17 protein-coding genes are annotated in these 17,285 nt (G+C 69.1%); 13 read left to right on the top strand and 4 right to left on the bottom strand.

Annotation, left to right across the window (positions count from 1 at the left end; translation table 11 throughout):
* Window positions 1–18 precede the first annotated feature (18 nt).
* The 9 genes from atpB (at window position 19) to LUX31_RS12210 (ending at window position 7,678) form a co-directional block, all read left to right on the top strand.
* Window positions 19–789, top strand: a complete 771-nt coding sequence (gene atpB / locus LUX31_RS12250; RefSeq protein ID WP_235479894.1) for a F0F1 ATP synthase subunit A — start codon at window positions 19–21, stop codon at window positions 787–789.
* A gap of 74 nt (window positions 790–863) precedes the next feature.
* Window positions 864–1,100, top strand: a complete 237-nt coding sequence (locus tag LUX31_RS12245) for a hypothetical protein (RefSeq protein ID WP_015657805.1) — start codon at window positions 864–866, stop codon at window positions 1,098–1,100.
* Window positions 1,101–1,138: 38 nt separating this feature from the next.
* On the top strand, window positions 1,139–1,687 hold the full coding sequence (locus tag LUX31_RS12240; RefSeq protein WP_235474809.1) for a F0F1 ATP synthase subunit B: 549 nt from the start codon (window positions 1,139–1,141) through the stop codon (window positions 1,685–1,687).
* A 2-nt stretch (window positions 1,688–1,689) separates the two neighbouring features.
* The gene (locus tag LUX31_RS12235; protein ID WP_235479893.1) at window positions 1,690–2,505 is read left to right on the top strand and encodes a F0F1 ATP synthase subunit delta; all 816 of its coding nucleotides are present in this window, start codon (window positions 1,690–1,692) and stop codon (window positions 2,503–2,505) included.
* Window positions 2,506–2,649: 144 nt separating this feature from the next.
* A complete protein-coding gene (gene atpA / locus LUX31_RS12230; protein ID WP_235474808.1) occupies window positions 2,650–4,239 on the top strand; it encodes a F0F1 ATP synthase subunit alpha in 1,590 nt (529 codons plus the stop codon).
* A gap of 20 nt (window positions 4,240–4,259) precedes the next feature.
* The gene (locus LUX31_RS12225; RefSeq protein WP_235474807.1) at window positions 4,260–5,177 is read left to right on the top strand and encodes a F0F1 ATP synthase subunit gamma; all 918 of its coding nucleotides are present in this window, start codon (window positions 4,260–4,262) and stop codon (window positions 5,175–5,177) included.
* On the top strand, window positions 5,177–6,613 hold the full coding sequence (gene atpD, locus LUX31_RS12220; protein ID WP_235474806.1) for a F0F1 ATP synthase subunit beta: 1,437 nt from the start codon (window positions 5,177–5,179) through the stop codon (window positions 6,611–6,613). The genes LUX31_RS12225 and atpD overlap by 1 nt, the downstream gene beginning before the upstream one ends.
* A 112-nt stretch (window positions 6,614–6,725) precedes the next feature.
* Entirely contained in the window at window positions 6,726–7,100 is a 375-nt protein-coding gene (locus LUX31_RS12215; RefSeq protein WP_189149593.1) for a F0F1 ATP synthase subunit epsilon, read from the top strand.
* Between the two features lie 131 nt (window positions 7,101–7,231).
* The gene (locus tag LUX31_RS12210) at window positions 7,232–7,678 is read left to right on the top strand and encodes a DUF2550 domain-containing protein (RefSeq protein ID WP_235474805.1); all 447 of its coding nucleotides are present in this window, start codon (window positions 7,232–7,234) and stop codon (window positions 7,676–7,678) included.
* A gap of 26 nt (window positions 7,679–7,704) precedes the next feature.
* Here LUX31_RS12210 and LUX31_RS12205 read toward each other — a convergent pair whose 3' ends face one another.
* The 3 genes from LUX31_RS12205 to LUX31_RS12195 all read right to left on the bottom strand — a co-directional run bounded on the left by LUX31_RS12205 (window position 7,705) and on the right by LUX31_RS12195 (window position 11,492).
* On the bottom strand, window positions 7,705–9,525 hold the full coding sequence (locus LUX31_RS12205) for a glycoside hydrolase family 18 chitinase (RefSeq protein WP_235474804.1): 1,821 nt from the start codon (window positions 9,523–9,525) through the stop codon (window positions 7,705–7,707).
* A gap of 129 nt (window positions 9,526–9,654) precedes the next feature.
* Window positions 9,655–10,314 (bottom strand): response regulator, encoded by a 660-nt coding sequence (locus LUX31_RS12200; protein WP_235474803.1) that lies wholly within the window; start codon window positions 10,312–10,314, stop codon window positions 9,655–9,657.
* Window positions 10,311–11,492 (bottom strand): sensor histidine kinase, encoded by a 1,182-nt coding sequence (locus LUX31_RS12195; protein WP_235474802.1) that lies wholly within the window; start codon window positions 11,490–11,492, stop codon window positions 10,311–10,313. Before LUX31_RS12195 ends, LUX31_RS12200 begins: the two co-directional genes overlap by 4 nt.
* A gap of 185 nt (window positions 11,493–11,677) precedes the next feature.
* Here LUX31_RS12195 and LUX31_RS12190 point away from each other — a divergent pair, with 185 nt between their 5' ends.
* Window positions 11,678–12,289: a hypothetical protein gene (locus tag LUX31_RS12190; RefSeq protein WP_235474801.1), complete on the top strand. Its 612-nt coding sequence runs from the start codon at window positions 11,678–11,680 to the stop codon at window positions 12,287–12,289.
* Here LUX31_RS12190 and LUX31_RS12185 read toward each other — a convergent pair.
* Complete coding sequence (locus LUX31_RS12185) at window positions 12,206–12,778, bottom strand: cob(I)yrinic acid a,c-diamide adenosyltransferase (protein WP_235474800.1); 573 nt, start codon at window positions 12,776–12,778, stop codon at window positions 12,206–12,208. The genes LUX31_RS12190 and LUX31_RS12185 overlap by 84 nt on opposite strands.
* Window positions 12,779–12,979: 201 nt before the next feature.
* On the opposite strand from LUX31_RS12185, the gene LUX31_RS12180 reads away from it, so the two are divergent.
* The 3 genes from LUX31_RS12180 to LUX31_RS12170 all read left to right on the top strand — a co-directional run bounded on the left by LUX31_RS12180 (window position 12,980) and on the right by LUX31_RS12170 (window position 17,213).
* The gene (locus tag LUX31_RS12180) at window positions 12,980–13,828 is read left to right on the top strand and encodes a 3-hydroxyacyl-CoA dehydrogenase family protein (protein WP_235474799.1); all 849 of its coding nucleotides are present in this window, start codon (window positions 12,980–12,982) and stop codon (window positions 13,826–13,828) included.
* 211 nt (window positions 13,829–14,039) lie between these two features.
* The gene (locus tag LUX31_RS12175; protein ID WP_006382151.1) at window positions 14,040–14,363 is read left to right on the top strand and encodes an STAS domain-containing protein; all 324 of its coding nucleotides are present in this window, start codon (window positions 14,040–14,042) and stop codon (window positions 14,361–14,363) included.
* 246 nt (window positions 14,364–14,609) lie between these two features.
* Window positions 14,610–17,213 (top strand): ATP-binding protein, encoded by a 2,604-nt coding sequence (locus tag LUX31_RS12170; protein ID WP_235474798.1) that lies wholly within the window; start codon window positions 14,610–14,612, stop codon window positions 17,211–17,213.
* Window positions 17,214–17,285 lie beyond the last annotated feature (72 nt).

Here is a 17,285-nt window from a genome sequence, read left to right as displayed (position 1 = left end):
GAGTGGAACTGTCGGATCATGTCCGACAACGGCTGCGGCTTCCCGGCACCGGGCCTGCACTCGTTCCTCTTCCAGCCGATCGCGACGGTCGGCGGGTTCGAGTTCAACAAGGTGATGCTGCTCGCGCTCATCACCACCCTCCTGGTCGTCACCTTCTTCACGCTTGCCTTCGGCAAGGCGAAGGTGGTACCGGGCAAGCTCCAGATGATCGGCGAAGCGGGATACGACTTCGTACGCCGCGGCATCGTCTACGAGACCCTCGGCAAGAAGGAAGGCGAGAAGTACGTCCCCCTGATGGTCTCGCTGTTCTTCTTCATCTGGATCATGAACATCTGGTCCGTGATCCCGCTGGCACAGTTCCCTGTGTCGTCGATCATCGCGTTCCCGATGGTGCTGGCCGGCATCGTCTACGTGCTCTGGGTGTCGCTGACGTTCAAGAAGCACGGCTTCGTCGGCTTCTTCAAGAACGTCACCGGCTACGACAAGTCGCTCGGCCCGGTGCTGCCGCTCGTGATGGTCATCGAGTTCTTCTCGAACCTGCTGGTCAGGCCGTTCACACACGCGGTCCGACTGTTCGCCAACATGTTCGCCGGCCACCTGATGCTGGTGATGTTCACGGTCGCCTCCTGGTACCTGCTGAACGGTGCGATGGTCCCGGCGGCCGGTGTCTCCTTCGTGATGACCATCGTCATGATCCTCTTCGAGCTTTTCGTGCAGGCGGTCCAGGCGTACGTCTTCGTGCTCCTCGCCTGCTCGTACATTCAGGGTGCTCTCGCCGAGCACCACTGAGCACACCTCCCGCAAGCCCCAAGCGTCCGGTGGCCAACCCCCGCCGGTCACATGAAACAGAAGGAAGATTCAGCATGGCTGCCACTGAGACCCTTGCCGCTGTCTCCGGTTCGCTCGGTTCCATCGGCTACGGCCTCGCCGCCATCGGCCCCGGCGTCGGCGTCGGCATCATCTTCGGCAACGGCACCCAGGCCCTCGCTCGTCAGCCCGAAGCTGCCGGCCTGATCCGCGCCAACCAGATCCTGGGCTTCGCCTTCTGTGAGGCGCTCGCCCTCATCGGCATCGTCATGCCGTTCGTGTTCGGTAAGTAATCACTCCTTACCCACACGTATCGACGAAAGGCACTGATGTGATCGACAACCTGGTGCGGCTCGCCGCCGAGGAAGAGCAGAACCCGCTCCTCCCGCCCGGCCCCGAGCTGCTCGTCGGCACCATCGCCTTCGCCATCGTGTTCTTCTTCTTCTGGAAGAAGCTGCTTCCGAACATCAACAAGGTTCTGGAGGAGCGTCGCGCGGCGATCGAAGGCGGCATCGAAGAGGCCGACGCCATGAAGGTCGAGGCCCAGAGCGTCCTTGAGCAGTACAAGGCTCAGCTCGCCGAGGCCCGGCACGAGGCCGCGCGGCTGCGCCAGGAGGCGCAGGAGCAGGGTGCCACGCTCATCGCCGAGATGCGCGCGGAAGGCCAGCGGCAGCGCGAGGAGATCGTCGCCGCCGGTCACTCCCAGCTCGACGCCGACCGCAAGGCCGCCTCGTCCGCGCTCCGCCAGGACGTCGGCAAGCTCGCAACTGAGCTGGCCGGCAAGCTCGTAGGCGAGTCCCTGGAGGACCACGCCCGGCAGAGCCGCGTCATCGACCGTTTCCTCGACGACCTCGAGGAGAAGGCCGAGGCGACTCGATGAGCGTGCACGGAGCCAGTCGCGAGGCTGCCGCCGCCGCACGTGAGCGTCTCGACGCGCTGACGGACTCGACGTCCGCCGACGCGAAGAAGCTGTCCGAGGAGCTGGCCGCGGTCACCGCGGTGCTGCACCGCGAGGTGTCGCTGCGTCGGGTCCTCACCGACCCGTCGCAGTCCGGAGAGGCCAAGGCCGAACTGGCCCAGCGCCTCTTCGGCAGCCAGGTCGGCGGGCCCACCACCGACCTGCTGGCCGGCATGGTGCGCTCCCGCTGGTCGCGTTCGCGCGACCTGGTGGACGCGCTGGAGGAGCTGGCGGACATCGCCGACCTCACGGCCGCCCAGCAGGCGGGCACGCTCGACAACGTCGAGGACGAGCTGTTCCGGTTCGGCCGGATCGTCTCTTCGAACACCGAGCTGCGGGCCGCGCTGACCGACCGTGGTGCGACCACCGGCGCCAAGGGCGAGCTGCTGCGCAGCCTGCTCGGGGGCCGGGCCGAGGCCACGACCGAGCGTCTGGTGACGCGCCTTGTGACCGCGCCGCGGGGACGTAGCCTGGAGGCGGGACTCGAGTCCCTGTCCATGCTCGCCGCCGACCGCCGGGACCGCATGGTCGCCGTCGTCACCTCGGCGGTCCCGCTGAGCGACCCGCAGAAGCAGCGCCTCGGCGCCGCCCTCGCGAAGCTCTACGGCCGCCAGATGCACCTCAACCTCGACGTGGACCCCGAGGTCCTCGGCGGGATCCGGGTGCTGGTCGGCGACGAGGTCATCAACGGCAGCATCGCGGACCGCATCGAGGACGCCGGCCGCCGCATGGCGGGCTAGCACAAAACTTCACAGCAGTACGTACGTATACCTACGGCCCTGGTTGGGCCGTGCAGAGGATTCACCTCTTATTGGGGGGAGTCCGGGAGTCTAGGCACCCCCCAAGTGAAACTTCGGGCCCAACAAGGAGAGCAGGGAACCCAGATGGCGGAGCTCACGATCCGGCCGGAGGAGATCCGGGACGCGCTGGAGAACTTTGTCCAGTCGTACAAGCCGGACGCGGCCTCGCGCGAGGAGGTCGGTACGGTCACCCTTGCCGGCGACGGCATCGCGAAGGTCGAGGGCCTCCCCTCGGCCATGGCCAACGAACTGCTGAAGTTCGAGGACGGCACCCTCGGCCTCGCGCTCAACCTCGAAGAGCGCGAGATCGGTACCGTCATCCTCGGCGAGTTCAGCGGCGTCGAGGAGGGCCAGCCGGTCACCCGTACCGGCGAGGTCCTGTCCGTTGCCGTAGGCGAGGGTTACCTCGGCCGAGTGGTCGACCCGCTCGGCAACCCGATCGACGGCCTCGGCGAGATCGAGACCAGCGGTCGTCGCGCCCTGGAGCTGCAGGCTCCGGGCGTCATGGCGCGCAAGTCGGTGCACGAGCCGATGGAGACGGGCTACAAGGCCGTCGACGCGATGACCCCGATCGGCCGTGGCCAGCGTCAGCTGGTCATCGGTGACCGCCAGACCGGCAAGACCGCCCTGGCCGTCGACACGATCATCAACCAGCGTGACAACTGGCGCTCGGGCGACCCGAAGAAGCAGGTCCGCTGCGTCTACGTCGCCATCGGCCAGAAGGGCTCGACCATCGCCTCCGTGCGTGGCGCCCTCGAAGAGGCCGGCGCGCTGGAGTACACGACCATCGTCGCCGCCCCGGCGTCCGACCCGGCCGGCTTCAAGTACCTGGCGCCGTACACCGGTTCGGCCATCGGCCAGCAGTGGATGTACGAGGGCAAGCACGTCCTCATCATCTTCGACGACCTCTCGAAGCAGGCCGACGCCTACCGCGCCGTGTCCCTGCTGCTCCGCCGCCCGCCGGGCCGTGAGGCCTACCCGGGTGACGTCTTCTACCTGCACTCCCGTCTGCTGGAGCGCTGCGCGAAGCTCTCCGACGAGCTGGGCGCCGGTTCGATGACCGGTCTGCCGATCGTCGAGACGAAGGCCAACGACGTCTCGGCGTTCATCCCGACCAACGTCATCTCCATCACCGACGGCCAGTGCTTCCTGGAGTCGGACCTGTTCAACGCCGGTCAGCGCCCCGCGCTGAACGTCGGTATCTCCGTCTCCCGCGTCGGTGGTTCCGCACAGCACAAGGCGATGAAGCAGGTCTCCGGCCGACTGCGCCTCGACCTCGCCCAGTACCGCGAGCTGGAGGCGTTCGCCGCCTTCGGTTCCGACCTGGACGCCGCGTCGAAGTCGCAGCTGGAGCGCGGTCAGCGCCTGGTCGAGCTGCTCAAGCAGCCCCAGTACCAGCCGATGGCCACCGAGGACCAGGTCGTCTCCGTCTGGGCGGCCACCACCGGCAAGATGGACGAGGTCCCGGTCGCCGACATCCGCCGCTTCGAGACGGAGCTCCTGGAGTACCTGCACCGCAAGGAGCAGGGCCTCATGACCTCCATCAAGGAGGGCGGCAAGATGTCGGACGACACCCTCACCGCCATCGCGGACGGCATCGCGGACTTCAAGAAGCAGTTCGAGACCTCGGACGGCAAGCTTCTCGGCGAAGACGCGCCTGCCGCGGCCAAGTGACGACGGAAGGGACCTGACTCATGGGAGCCCAGCTCCGGGTCTACAAGCGTCGCATCCGATCCGTCACCGCGACCAAGAAGATCACCAAGGCGATGGAGATGATCGCCGCCTCGCGCGTCGTCAAGGCGCAGCGCAAGGTGGCGGCCTCCGCGCCGTACGCGACCGAGCTGACACGCGCGGTCACGGCGGTCGGTACCGGTTCGAACACCAAGCACCCGCTGACCACGGAGGCGGAGACGGCGACCCGTTCCGCGGTGCTGCTCCTCACGAGCGACCGCGGACTGGCCGGTGCCTTCAACTCCAACGCGATCAAGGCCGCCGAGCAGCTGACGGCGCGCCTTGAGGCGGAGGGCAAGGAGGTCGACACGTACATCGTCGGCCGCCGCGGTCTGGCCCACTACAACTTCCGCGAGCGCAAGGTCGTGGAGTCGTGGTCGGGCTTCACCGACGAGCCGACGTACGCGGACGCCAAGAAGGTCGCGGCCCCGCTCATCGAGGCCATCGAGACGGAGACGGCGGAGGGCGGCGTGGACGAACTCCACATCGTCTACACCGAGTTCGTGTCGATGATGACGCAGACGGCGGTCGACAGCCGCCTGCTGCCGCTCCGCCTCGACGAGGTGGCGCAGGAGTCGGCCGGCAAGGGCGAGATCCTTCCGCTGTACGACTTCGAGCCGTCGGCGGAGGACGTCCTGGACGCCCTGCTGCCGCGGTACGTCGAGAGCCGTATCTACAACGCGCTGCTCCAGTCGGCTGCCTCCAAGCACGCCGCCACGCGCCGCGCGATGAAGTCGGCCACCGACAACGCGGGAGACCTGATCACCAGCCTCTCCCGACTTGCCAACGCGGCCCGCCAGGCCGAAATCACCCAGGAAATCAGCGAGATCGTCGGTGGCTCCGCAGCCCTGGCCGACGCGACCGCGGGGAGTGACAGGTAATGACGACGACAGTTGAGACGGCCGTTGCCACGGGCCGCGTCGCCCGGGTCATCGGCCCGGTCGTCGACGTGGAATTCCCCGTCGACGCCATGCCGGAGATCTACAACGCCCTTCACGTCGAGGTGGCCGACCCGGCCCTCGCCGGCGAGAAGAAGACGCTGACCCTGGAGGTCGCCCAGCACCTGGGTGACGGCCTGGTCCGCACGATCTCGATGCAGCCCACCGACGGTCTGGTCCGCCAGGCCGTGGTCACCGACACGGGTACGGGCATCACCGTCCCGGTCGGCGACTTCACCAAGGGCAAGGTGTTCAACACCCTCGGTGAGGTACTGAACACCGACGCCACGTACGACGGCGAGCGCTGGTCCATCCACCGCAAGGCCCCGCGCTTCGACGAGCTTGAGTCGAAGACCGAGATGTTCGAGACCGGCGTCAAGGTCATCGACCTTCTCACCCCGTACGTCAAGGGTGGAAAGATCGGTCTGTTCGGCGGTGCCGGCGTCGGCAAGACGGTGCTCATCCAGGAGATGATCTACCGCGTCGCCAACAACCACGACGGTGTCTCCGTGTTCGCCGGTGTCGGTGAGCGCACTCGTGAGGGCAACGACCTCATCGAGGAGATGGCGGAGTCGGGCGTCATCGACAAGACCGCGCTGGTCTTCGGTCAGATGGACGAGCCCCCGGGCACCCGTCTGCGCGTGGCCCTCGCGGGTCTGACCATGGCGGAGTACTTCCGCGATGTGCAGAAGCAGGACGTGCTGTTCTTCATCGACAACATCTTCCGCTTCACGCAGGCCGGTTCCGAGGTCTCGACCCTGCTCGGCCGGATGCCCTCCGCGGTGGGTTACCAGCCGAACCTGGCCGACGAGATGGGTCTCCTCCAGGAGCGCATCACCTCGACCCGTGGTCACTCGATCACCTCGATGCAGGCGATCTACGTCCCCGCGGACGACCTGACCGACCCGGCCCCGGCCACCACGTTCGCCCACCTCGACGCGACGACGGTTCTCTCCCGTCCGATCTCCGAGAAGGGCATCTACCCGGCCGTGGACCCGCTGGACTCCACGTCCCGCATCCTGGACCCCCGCTACATCGCGGCGGACCACTACAGCACGGCCATGCGTGTCAAGACGGTCCTGCAGAAGTACAAGGACCTTCAGGACATCATCGCGATCCTCGGTATCGACGAGCTGGGCGAAGAGGACAAGCTCGTCGTCCACCGCGCCCGTCGCGTGGAGCGCTTCCTGTCCCAGAACACCCACGTCGCCAAGCAGTTCACCGGCGTCGACGGGTCGGACGTACCGCTGGACGAGTCGATCACCGCGTTCAACGCGATCATCGACGGCGACTACGACCACTTCCCGGAGCAGGCGTTCTTCCTCTGCGGTGGCATCGAGGACCTCAAGGCCAACGCCAAGGAGCTGGGCGTCTCCTGAACTCCCTGAGTTCGTGTGAGGGGGCGGGCGCGTCCCGCCCCCTCACTCACGCCCACTAGACTTGTAACCAACACCCGGCAGAACAGCCGGGTGGTGACCCGAGGAGCCAACCTTGGCTGCTGAGCTGCACGTCGAGCTGGTCGCTGCCGACCGTCAGGTCTGGTCCGGCGAGGCCACCCTGGTCGTCGCGCGCACCACGTCCGGCGACATCGGCGTCATGCCCGGTCACCAGCCGCTGCTCGGTGTGCTGGAGTCGGGCCCGGTGACCATCCGTACGAGTGATGGTGGAACGGTCGTCGCCGCGGCGCACGGCGGTTTCATCTCCTTCGCCGACAACAAGCTGTCGCTGCTGGCGGAGATCGCCGAGCTGGCGGACGAGATCGACGTCCAGCGCGTGGAGCGGGAGCTGGAGCGCGCGAAGGCGGAGGGCGACGCGTCCGCCGAGCGGCGTGCCGACGTCCGCCTGCGGGCCGTGGCGGCGCGCTGACCCTGGCGCACCAGTGTGATGCTTTGCCTCAGCCGCGGCTGGGACCGGTTCGCTCCGGCCCTGGCCGCGGCTGAGGCGAATCCGGATGTTTTTTCTTTTCCGTTACCTAGGAGACGAGGAGGTCGGTGTCGATGATCCTCGCTCTGACTGTGTGCGGCTTGGTAGTGGCGCTCGTGGTGGTGGGCCTGTTCGTCTTCGGTCTGCGCCGCCGACTCATCCAACGCTCCGGCGGTACGTTCGACTGCAGCCTCCGCTGGGACGTACCCGAGAAACCCGACCCCAGCGGCAAGGGCTGGGGCTACGGCGTCGCCCGCTACAACGGCGACCGCATCGAGTGGTACCGCGTCTTCTCGTACTCCCCCCGTCCGCGCCGCGTCCTGGAACGCTCGGCGATCGAGGTGGCCGGCCGCCGCGCCCCCGACGGCGAGGAGGAGCTGGCCCTGCTCTCGGACGCGGTCGTGCTGGCCTGTCTCCATCGCGGGACGAGACTCGAACTGGCGATGAGCGACGACGCGCTGACCGGATTTCTCGCGTGGCTGGAAGCAGCCCCGCCCGGTCAGCGCGTCAATGTTGCTTGATGTTGCTTGATCCCTAGATCAGATCTTTAGTTCAGGCCGGTGTTGATCGCGCTCACCAGCTCCCCGTTGGTCGTGTCGCCGCTGAACTCCCAGAAGAAGGCGCCGCCGAGGGACTGGTTCTTCGCCCACGTCATCTTTCCGGCGATCGTCGCGGGAGTGTCGTACGACCACCAGTTGTTGCCGCAGTACGCGTATGCCGTACCGGCGATCGTGCCGGTCGCGGGACAGGAGTTCTTGAGGACCTTGTAGTCCTCGATGCCCGCCTCGTACGTGCCCGGTGCCGCGCCCGTCGCCGAGCCGCCCGGGGCCGCCTGGGTGACGCCGGTCCAGCCGCGCCCGTAGAAGCCGATGCCCAGCAGGAGCTTCGCCGCCGGTACGCCCTTCGCCTTGAGCTTGGCGATGGCGTCGGCCGAGTTGAAGCCGGCGACCGGGATACCGGAGTACGAGGTGAGCGGCGAGTGCGGGGCGGTCGGGCCGTCCGCGTCGAAGGCGCCGAAGTAGTCGTACGTCATCACGTTGTACCAGTCGGCGTAGGCCGAGGCGCCGCCGTAGTCGGCCGCGTCGAGCTTGCCGCCGGAGGAGCCGTCGGCCGTGATGGCCGCGGTGACCAGGTAGTTGGAACCGAACTCCGTGCGCAGCGCCGACATCAGGTTCTTGAAGGCCGCGGGACCGGACGTGTCACAGGTCAGGCCACAGGCGTTCGGGTACTCCCAGTCGATGTCGATGCCGTCGAAGACGTCCGCCCAGCGCGAGTCCTCGACGACCGCCTTGCAGGAGGCGGCGAACGCGGCCGGGTTGGCGGCGGCCTGTGCGAAGCCGCCGGAGTAGGTCCAGCCGCCGAACGAGTAAAGGACCTTGATGTTCGGGTACTTGGCCTTCAGCTGACGCAGCTGGTTGAAGTTGCCGCGCAGCGGCTGGTCCCAGGTGTCGGCCACGCCGGACACCGACTGGTCGGCGGTGTACGCCTTGTCGTACGCGGCGTAGGTGTCATCGACGGTGCACTTGCCGTCCTTGACGTTGCCGAAGGCGTAGTTGATGTGGGTGATCTTCGCCGCCGAGCCCGAGGTCACCAGGTTCTTGACGTGGTAGTTGCGGCCGTAGACGCCCCACTCGGTGAAGTAGCCGAGCTTGACCTTGTTCCCGGTGGGCGGGTCGGTGGTGCCGCCGGTGGTGCGCACGGCGACCGCGCCGCTCACCGGGCCCAACTGGTCCGCGGTGTCCCGGGCCTGGACCGTGTACGAGTAGTCCGTACCGGCGGTCAGACCCGTGTCCGTGTACGAGGTGGTCGTCACCGTCGCGACCTTGGTGCCGCCGCGCAGTACGTCGTAGTTCTTGATGCCGTTGTCGTCGGTCGCTGCGCTCCAACTCAGCGTCGCCGACGTGTTGGTGATGCCGGAGGCCGTCGGAGTGCCGGGCGCGGAGGGGGCGTTGTCGCCGGGAACTGTGCCGCCGTCACAACTGCCGCCGTTCAGCTTGCAGTTGGCGGGGGAGCCGGGGCCGGCGCCGTTGAAGCCGAAGGAGACGGCGGCGCCAGGGGCCAAAGTGCCGTTCCAGGACTTGTTCTTGGCGGTCCAGTGGGTGCCGGACGAGGTGACGTCAGCGTCCCAGGCCGAGGTGACGGACGTACCGGAGGGGAAGTCCCACTCGACCGTCCATGAACTGATCGTCGTGGTACCGGTGTTGGTGACCGTCCACTTGCCCTCGAAGCCGGTGCCCCAGTCCTGGGTCTTGGTGTAGGTGGCGGTGGCCGAGGTGGCCGCCTCGGCCGGGCTCGCGAGGCCGACCATGGCGGCGAGGGGGAGGAGCAGGGTGGTCAGGCCTGCGGTGAGCCGGTGTCTGAAGCGCATGACGCGCCTCCTTGGGGGAGTCATGGGGGCGTGACTGAGCCTCACACCCACGGTGCCGCGAGAATAGGAAGGTCTGGACCACGGGTCAATAGGTCTGGACCACTTCGGGCCAAGGCTCGTCCGACTCCCCTAAACCCCCAACTCCTGTGCCAGTACCGCCGCTTGGACCCGGCTGCGCAGCTCCAGCTTGCCCAGCAACCGGCTGACGTGCGTCTTCACCGTCGCCTCGGCCATGTCGAGACGGGTCGCGATGTCCGCGTTGGACAGCCCCTCGCCGAGACACGACAGCACCTCGCGTTCCCGGCGGGTGAGGGCGTCCAGGACGACCGGATCGGCCCTCGGCTCCCGTACCGGCCCGGAGGCGAACTCGGCGATGAGCCGCCGGGTGACCGCCGGGGCGATCAGCCCTTCCCCGCGCGCGACCGTCCGTACGGCCTCGATGAGATCCCTCGCCTCGGTGTTCTTGAGCAGAAAACCGGAGGCGCCCGCGCGCAGCGCCCCGAACACGTACTCGTCGAGGTCGAAGGTGGTCAGGACGAGTACGTCGGCGAGGCCCTCCGCGACCACCTGCCGGGTCGCCGACACCCCGTCCAGGCACGGCATCTGAATGTCCATCAGCACCAGATCCGGCCGCAGTTCACGGGCCAGCGCCACGGCTTGCTCCCCGTCCGCCGCCTCCCCGGCCACCTCGATGCCGGGCGCGCTGCCCAGGATGAGGACGAGCCCGGCCCGTACGGCCGACTGGTCCTCGGCGACGAGCACCCGGATCGCCCGTCCTGTGTCTGTCATACGTCTTCTCCTTCGGTGAGGGGCAGCGTGGCCCGTACGGCCCAGTGGGCGCCGTCCGCTCCCGCCGTGAAGGCGCCGCCCAGCAGCGCGACCCGCTCCCGCATCCCGACCAGACCGGCCCCGGAGCCGGGTGCGCGCGGGCTGTCGTGATCGCCGTACGGGCTGGTCACGGCGATGCACAGGGAACAGTCTCGCCGGGTGAGCGCCACCGTGACCCGGCCGGGGGAGGCGTGCTTGAGGGCGTTGGTCAGGGACTCCTGGACGATGCGGTACGCGGCCAGCTCGACCGGCGCGGGCAGGGCGCCGAGGTCGGTGCCGGTGTCGAGGGTGACGTCGAGACCGTTGGTGCGGGCGCCGTCGACCAGCGCCCCGAGGCCGTCCAGCGTCGGGGCCGCCGCCGGTTCCAGGTCGCCGCCGCTGTCGCGCAGGATGCCGATCAGCCGGCGCATCTCGGCCAGTCCCGCCACGCTGTTCTCGCGGATGACACCGAGGGCCTGCTTGGAGGTGTCCGGGTCGTCGAGGGAGAGGGCGGCCGTGGAGTGGATCGCGATGGCGGAGAGGTGGTTGGCGACCATGTCGTGCAACTCCCGTGCCATCCGCGCCCGTTCGGAGGTGACGGCCTGGGTGCGGTCGAACTCGGCGAGCAGCGCGGTCTGTTCGGCGCGCAGCCGGGCGGACTCGGCGGCGTCACGATGGTTGCGGACGATCAACCCGGTGGCGGCGGGCGTGAACCCGACGACGCCGATGACCACACCGATGAGCAGCGCCTCCGGATCCCGCAGCACCGCGAACGGCACGATCGTGCCGGCCACCGACAGCAGCCCGGTGATCCACGGGACGCGGCGGGCGGTGCCGGGCGGCCCGTACAGCACGGCCGCGTACACGAGGTCCGTGAACATCACGACCGTGACCAGGCTGCCCTGCGTGACGGTGTCCAGGGTCAGCGCGGCCGTGCCGACCAGCAGGCCCGTGCGCGGGCGGATCCGCCGGAGCAGCTCGCAGCCGGCCATCACGAAGAGCGGCAGCAGGACCGGCCAACGCCCGTCCCAGAGCACCATCGGCTCACCGGACGGCCGGGTGCTGAGCCCGACACCCCAGAACAGCAGCCCGCCGAGCAGCCCCACGAGCGCGATGCGTACGTCGTCGAGGTGCGGGCGGGGCAGTCGAGGGGCGGCCATGGCTCCATCCAACACGGCCGGGGCGCCGCCCGCCTGATCCCCGGGAAGGGTCGCGAAGGGTCCCGAACTGCATCTTTCGATGTACGGGGACTTCCTCACCGCCGACGACGAATCGGACACGGACGGCCGGGAGCCTGGAAGGAGAACGGGTTCCCCGAACGGGATCTCACCGGAAGGAGTGAGTCGTGATCGTCGCGTTGATCATCGCCTGCGAGGTCGGCTTCTGGGTGCTGCTGGCGCTCGGCCTGGCCGCGCGCTATCTGCTGAAGTGGCGCCGGACCAGCGTGGTGCTGCTGCTCTGCGAGCCGCTGCTGGAACTGGTCCTGTTCACCGTGACGGCGATCGACCTGAAGAACGGCGCCGAACCGGGCTGGGAGCACGGCCTGGCCGCGCTGTACATCGGCTTCACGGTGGCGTACGGCCACTACACGATCCGCTGGCTCGACGGCCACGCGGCCCACCGCCTGGCCGGAGGCCCGCCCCCGCCGAAGCCGCCCCGCTACGGCATGGCCCGCGCCCGCCACGAGGGCCGCCTGTGGCTGCGTACGGTCCTGGCGGCGGCGGTCGCCTGCGCGTTGCTCCAGGCGGCGGTCTGGTACGTAGGCGATGGGGACACTTCATCCCTGCGGTCCTTCCAGTGGACGGCGCTCAGGGCCGCCGGCATCCACGGCCTGATCGCGCTGACGTACACGATCTGGCCCAAGCAGGAGCCGTCAGCGCTCCCCACCCGGGACCCAGAGCACGTCCCCGACGTCCTTGTTAGCGGTACGGGCAAGGATGAAAAGCAGGTCCGATAGCCGGTTGAGGTAGGTCGCGGTGAGCGGATTCATGACCTCTGCATGTACCTCCAGCGCAGCCCAAGTAGAGCGCTCGGCCCGGCGTACCACCGTGCACGCCTGGTGCAGCAGGGCCGCGCCGGGGGTGCCGCCGGGCAGGATGAACGAGCGCAGTTTCTCCAGGTCTTCGAGGAACCGGTCGCAGTCCGCCTCCAGCTTGTCGATGTACGACTGCTCGACCCGCAGCGGCGGAAACTCGGGGTTCTCGGCGACCGGCGTAGCCAGATCCGCGCCCACGTCGAACAGGTCGTTCTGCACCCGGGTCAGCACCTTGACGACCTCCTCCGCCAGCCCCCCGAGGGCCACGGCGGTCCCGATCACCGCGTTCGCCTCGTTGGCGTCGGCGTACGCCGAGATCCGTAGATCGGTCTTGGCGACCCTGCTCATGTCCCCGAGGGCGGTGGTGCCCTTGTCGCCGGTCCTGGTGTAGATGCGCGTCAGATTGACCATGCGGCCAGAGTAGTAACGCCACTCGCCAACCGCTCAACTAGGCCGTCCGAGGGGCCGAATGAGCCACGTCGGTGTGACGTCCGTCAGATGAGACGTGACGCGCATTACTTACCGGTCACACAGCACCCTCACGACCGCTATGGTCCGCCGGAGAGGCCATACACGAGGCATACGTAAACAGCGCGTCAGGGGAGTCGCACAGTGGCACGGAAGCTTGCCGTCATCGGAGCCGGCCTGATGGGTTCCGGCATCGCACAGGTCTCTGCCCAGGCGGGCTGGGACGTCGTACTGCGCGATGTCACCGACGAAGCGCTCACCCGTGGCACCGACGGCATCAAGGCCTCGTACGACAGGTTCGTGAGCAAGGGCAAGCTGGCCGAGGCCGATGCCGAGGCCGCTCTCGGGCGGATCACCGCTACCACCGACCTCGACGCGGTCGGCGACGCGGACATCGTCGTCGAGGCCGTGTTCGAGAAGCTGGAGGTCAAGCACGAGATCTTCCGCGCGCTCGACAAGATCGCGCGCGACGACGCCGTGCTCGCCTCCAACACCTCCGCCATCCCCATCACCAAGATCGCCGCCGTGACCGACCGCCCGGACCGGGTCGTCGGTGCGCACTTCTTCTCGCCGGTGCCGATGATGCAGCTCTGCGAGCTGGTCCGCGGCTACAAGACGAGCGACGAAACCCTCGCCACCGCGCGGGAGTTCGCCGAGTCCGTCGGCAAGACCTGCATCGTCGTCAACCGGGATGTCGCCGGTTTCGTGACGACCCGGCTGATCTCGGCGCTCGTCGTCGAGGCGGCCAAGCTGTACGAGTCCGGCGTCGCCACCGCGGAGGACATCGACCTCGCCTGCAAGCTCGGCTTCGGGCACGCCATGGGCCCGCTGGCCACCGCCGACCTCACCGGGGTCGACATCCTGCTGCACGCCACCAGCAACATCTACACCGAGTCCCAGGACGAGAAGTTCGCTCCTCCGGAGCTGATGCGCCGGATGGTTGACGCCGGTGACATCGGCCGTAAGAGCGGGCAGGGCTTCTACAAGCACTGAGCGGGAATCAGCAGTCGTAGACGGAAGTAATCAGCAACAACTCAGCAGTAGTCAACAGGCACGAAAACCGCACGAACCCCTCAGGTGTCACCCTGTGGGGTGAATTGGGTATCGGTTCGCTCACAGACGGCAACCTGGCCGCCCCTCAGGCAGTCAGACGTTGCATCACTTACCGACGCGGAGCACGACAACGCACTCACGGGGAGCGTATATGTACATCAGGGGCGACCACGCCGAGCTGGTCGTCGGGGGCCGCCTCGACGTTCGCAGCGCGGCGGACGCCCGTACGGTCCTGCACACGGCCGTCGACACCGGCGTCGGCGATCTCGTGCTGGACCTGTCCGAGCTGGACTCCTGGGACGCCACCGGCCTCGGGGTGATCATGGGAGCCCACCGACGGTGCGGGCGGTGCGGCCGACGGCTGGTGCTGCGCGACGTACCACCGCAGATGCAGCGCCTGCTGGTGGCCACCCGGCTGCACCGGATCCTGGCGATCGAGGGTGGTATCGGGGTGGAGTCGCTGCCCAGAGTGTGAAACGCAGGGTGTGAACGCCCTGTGTGAAACGCGCGTTGCGCACAATCCTCACGAGACTGTGACGTCTCGGACGGCGCGGTACCCCGGACTGTCGTAGATACTGTGCGAAGGTTTAGGGTTCGGTCGCCCGCTGCCTGACATCCCAGAGCGGGCCCGGACCAGAAGCGACAGCGCAGTGTGCAGCAAGGCCGGGAGGGGCCTGGGTCTTGCGACCCGCACACGACGCTTTTGGGGGGCTTGAACCTTATGGACCCGAACAACCAGGGCTCCGAGGAGTACGGCCACGACGCCGACGGCACCACGCCGCGTCAGCGCCCGCCTCGCGACGCCCTCACATCCGAATTCGGCCAGCACACACCCGCGCTCGCCCGCACGGCGCAGCTCGTCTCGGGCGACTACCTGCTCACGATCAACCCGGTCGACGGCAGCGAGATAGAGATCTGCCCGCCCGGTGAACGGCCCGGCCGGCCCGCCAAGCTGACCGCGGCCGAGCGCGGCGAGATCACCCGCGCGGCCACACCACCCGTACCGCCCGGGCCCGCGCAGCCCGAACTCCCGCTCCTGGAGCGCGACGGCGAGCGCGAACGGCTGGTGCGGCTGCTGGCCCGCGGCCGTTCCGTACGCCTCACAGGGCCGCCCGGCTCCGGCCGCACCACGCTCCTCGACGCCGTCGCCGCAGACTGCGCGGACCTCGCGCCCGACGGCGTGGTCCGCCTCAGCGGCCTCCGCCGCACCCCGACCGACCTCCTCTACGACCTCTTCTACGCCGTCTACAGCGCACCTCTGTACCGGCCGGAACCGGACGAACTGCGCGCTCTCGTCCGGGAGGCCGGTGCGGTCGTCGTCCTGGACGACGTGGAGTTCGGCGGCGCAGCGCTCGACGAGCTCATCGACGCGACCCCCGAGTGCGCCTTCCTGATCGGCGCCACCCCCGATGTGCCCGCACCGTCCGCCGACGCGCTGATCGAGGAGCTGTTCCTCGACGGCCTCGACCGGGCCGGTGGCCTGGAGTTGCTGGAGCGTTCCGTCGGCCGTGTCCTCACCGAGGAGGAGGCCAACTGGGCCGGCGACCTCTGGTTCGAGTCCGAGGGCCTGCCCCTGCGGTTCGTCCAGGCCGGCGCCCTGCTCAGGCAGCGCGACGGACTGCGCGCCAGCGCCGACGCCTTCGACGAGTTCGGCGTCTTCCAGGACATCCCGGTCGACGCGCCCTTCGGCTCCGGCGACGAACACGACGTACCGCTGCCCTCGCTCGCCGAGGGTGCCGCGCCCGCGCCGCTGCTCGCCTCCCGGCTCAGCGAGTCCGCGCGGGAGACCCTGCGCTTCGCCGTCGCGCTCGGCGGTGAGGTGCCCCACCAGGCCCATCTGCCGGCGCTCGTCGACGACGCCCACGCGGACGCCGCCCTCGGCGAGCTGCTCGGCTGTGCGCTGGTCTCCCCGGTCGGCTCGCACTACCGCCTCGCGGCCGGGGTGCAGACCCAGCTGGAGGCCGCCGGGTACGGCGAGGGCGCCCAGGCACGGGCGTTCAGCGCTGCCCAGCACTACGCCTGGTGGGCCGGGCACCCTTCCGTGACCCCCGAGCGGGTCTGCGCGGAGGCAGACGCCCTGCTGGCCGCCCTCGACGTGCTCGTGCCGGTCACGGTGCCGCCGGGGGAGGACGAGGAGAGCACGCCCGTACAGCTGGCCCGCACCGCGGCGCCCGCCTTCGCGGCCGGTCTGTACTGGAGCGCCTGGGAACGCGTCCTGCGGGCCGGTGCCGAGGCCGCCCGGCTCGCCGGAGAGGTCGCGGAACAGGTCTACTTCCACCACGAGTTGGGCATCCTCGCGCTCTGCGGCGAACAGCTCGACCTGGCTCGCGCCGAGCTGGAGTCCGCCATCGGCCTGCGCGGCGCCCTCGCCGACAAGCGCGGCACGGTCGCGGGCCGTCGTGCCCTCACCCTGGTCGCCGACCGGGCCGGCGACACCCCCGGCCTCGGCTCCGCGGCGGGCGAGGAGGTGCCGGACGCGCGGTACGAGGAGTCGGCGTCGCCGCCCGGCGGGGTCCCGGCCGTCTTCGGCGCCGCGGGCTATCCGCCGCTGCAGCCGTCGCCCTCCGGTTCCGGTTCGGCCTCCGCTTACGGGTCCAAATCCGGATCCGGTGACTTCCCGGCGACGGTCATCACACCCCGGTCCGGGGGTGGCGGGGCGCACAAGGCCTCGAGCCTCCAGCGGCTCGTCGGCGGTGCCCGGCGCAACCTCGTGGCCGTCGGCGCGGGCGCCCTGCTCGCGGCGGTGCTCGGCACGGTGGTGACGCTGGGGGCGACCTCGAACCCCAACGACGCGCCGTCCGACCAGGTGGGCGTCAACCCGTCCGCCAGCGCGGGCAACGACGACGACAGCCTCGGCGCCGACAAGGCCGACAACGGCGACAGCGACAGCAACGGCGACACGGGCACGGCCACCAGCCGCCCGACCGACCCGGGGCCCGACGGCACCTGGGGCACGTCGGACGACCCGACACCGCCGTCCTCGGGCGGGCAGGAGCCGTCGGACGATCCGACGGGGACGAAGACGCCGGGTGGTGGCGGTGGCACCGGGGGGAGCAGCGGCGGTACGACGCCCACGCCCTCCGTGACTCCGTCGGAGTCGCAGTCGTCCGAGACGCCCAACTCGCCTACGCCCACTCCGTCTCAGTCGGTGACACCGACACCGACCCCGACGGAGACGTCCGAAGAGCCGTCTCCCTCACCGTCCATCACCGACACGGCAAGTGGCCCTGCCTCCAACCCGGTCGAGACCGAGACGGAGAGCGCCCCGGCCAACGACACCAGCGCCCCCGCCACCGCGACGTCCAGCGAGGCGTCGGTGATCTGACAGCGCGGCCAGCAGCACGGCGTACAAACAACAAGAAGGGCCGGTCCCCGAGGACCGGCCCTTCTCGCGTGA

The organism is Streptomyces sp. GQFP, assembly GCF_021545335.1.
In the GTDB taxonomy this organism is placed as follows: Bacteria; Actinomycetota; Actinomycetes; order Streptomycetales; family Streptomycetaceae; genus Streptomyces.
Note: the sequence above shows the minus strand (reverse complement) of the source record. Positions and strands in the feature narration are given on the sequence as shown.

What these genes read in the sequence shown, in the direction of transcription:
- atpB (WP_235479894.1), top strand. Translation starts at nt 19, where the DNA reads ATGTCCGACAACGGCTGCGGCTTCCCGGCACCGGGCCTGCACTCGTTC.
- LUX31_RS12245 (WP_015657805.1), top strand. Translation starts at nt 864, where the DNA reads ATGGCTGCCACTGAGACCCTTGCCGCTGTCTCCGGTTCGCTCGGTTCC.
- atpA (WP_235474808.1), top strand. Translation starts at nt 2,650, where the DNA reads ATGGCGGAGCTCACGATCCGGCCGGAGGAGATCCGGGACGCGCTGGAG.
- LUX31_RS12225 (WP_235474807.1), top strand. Translation starts at nt 4,260, where the DNA reads ATGGGAGCCCAGCTCCGGGTCTACAAGCGTCGCATCCGATCCGTCACC.
- atpD (WP_235474806.1), top strand. Translation starts at nt 5,177, where the DNA reads ATGACGACGACAGTTGAGACGGCCGTTGCCACGGGCCGCGTCGCCCGG.
- LUX31_RS12210 (WP_235474805.1), top strand. Translation starts at nt 7,232, where the DNA reads ATGATCCTCGCTCTGACTGTGTGCGGCTTGGTAGTGGCGCTCGTGGTG.
- LUX31_RS12205 (WP_235474804.1), bottom strand. Translation starts at nt 9,525, where the DNA reads ATGCGCTTCAGACACCGGCTCACCGCAGGCCTGACCACCCTGCTCCTC.
- LUX31_RS12200 (WP_235474803.1), bottom strand. Translation starts at nt 10,314, where the DNA reads ATGACAGACACAGGACGGGCGATCCGGGTGCTCGTCGCCGAGGACCAG.
- LUX31_RS12195 (WP_235474802.1), bottom strand. Translation starts at nt 11,492, where the DNA reads ATGGCCGCCCCTCGACTGCCCCGCCCGCACCTCGACGACGTACGCATC.
- LUX31_RS12185 (WP_235474800.1), bottom strand. Translation starts at nt 12,778, where the DNA reads ATGGTCAATCTGACGCGCATCTACACCAGGACCGGCGACAAGGGCACC.
- LUX31_RS12175 (WP_006382151.1), top strand. Translation starts at nt 14,040, where the DNA reads ATGTACATCAGGGGCGACCACGCCGAGCTGGTCGTCGGGGGCCGCCTC.
- LUX31_RS12170 (WP_235474798.1), top strand. Translation starts at nt 14,610, where the DNA reads ATGGACCCGAACAACCAGGGCTCCGAGGAGTACGGCCACGACGCCGAC.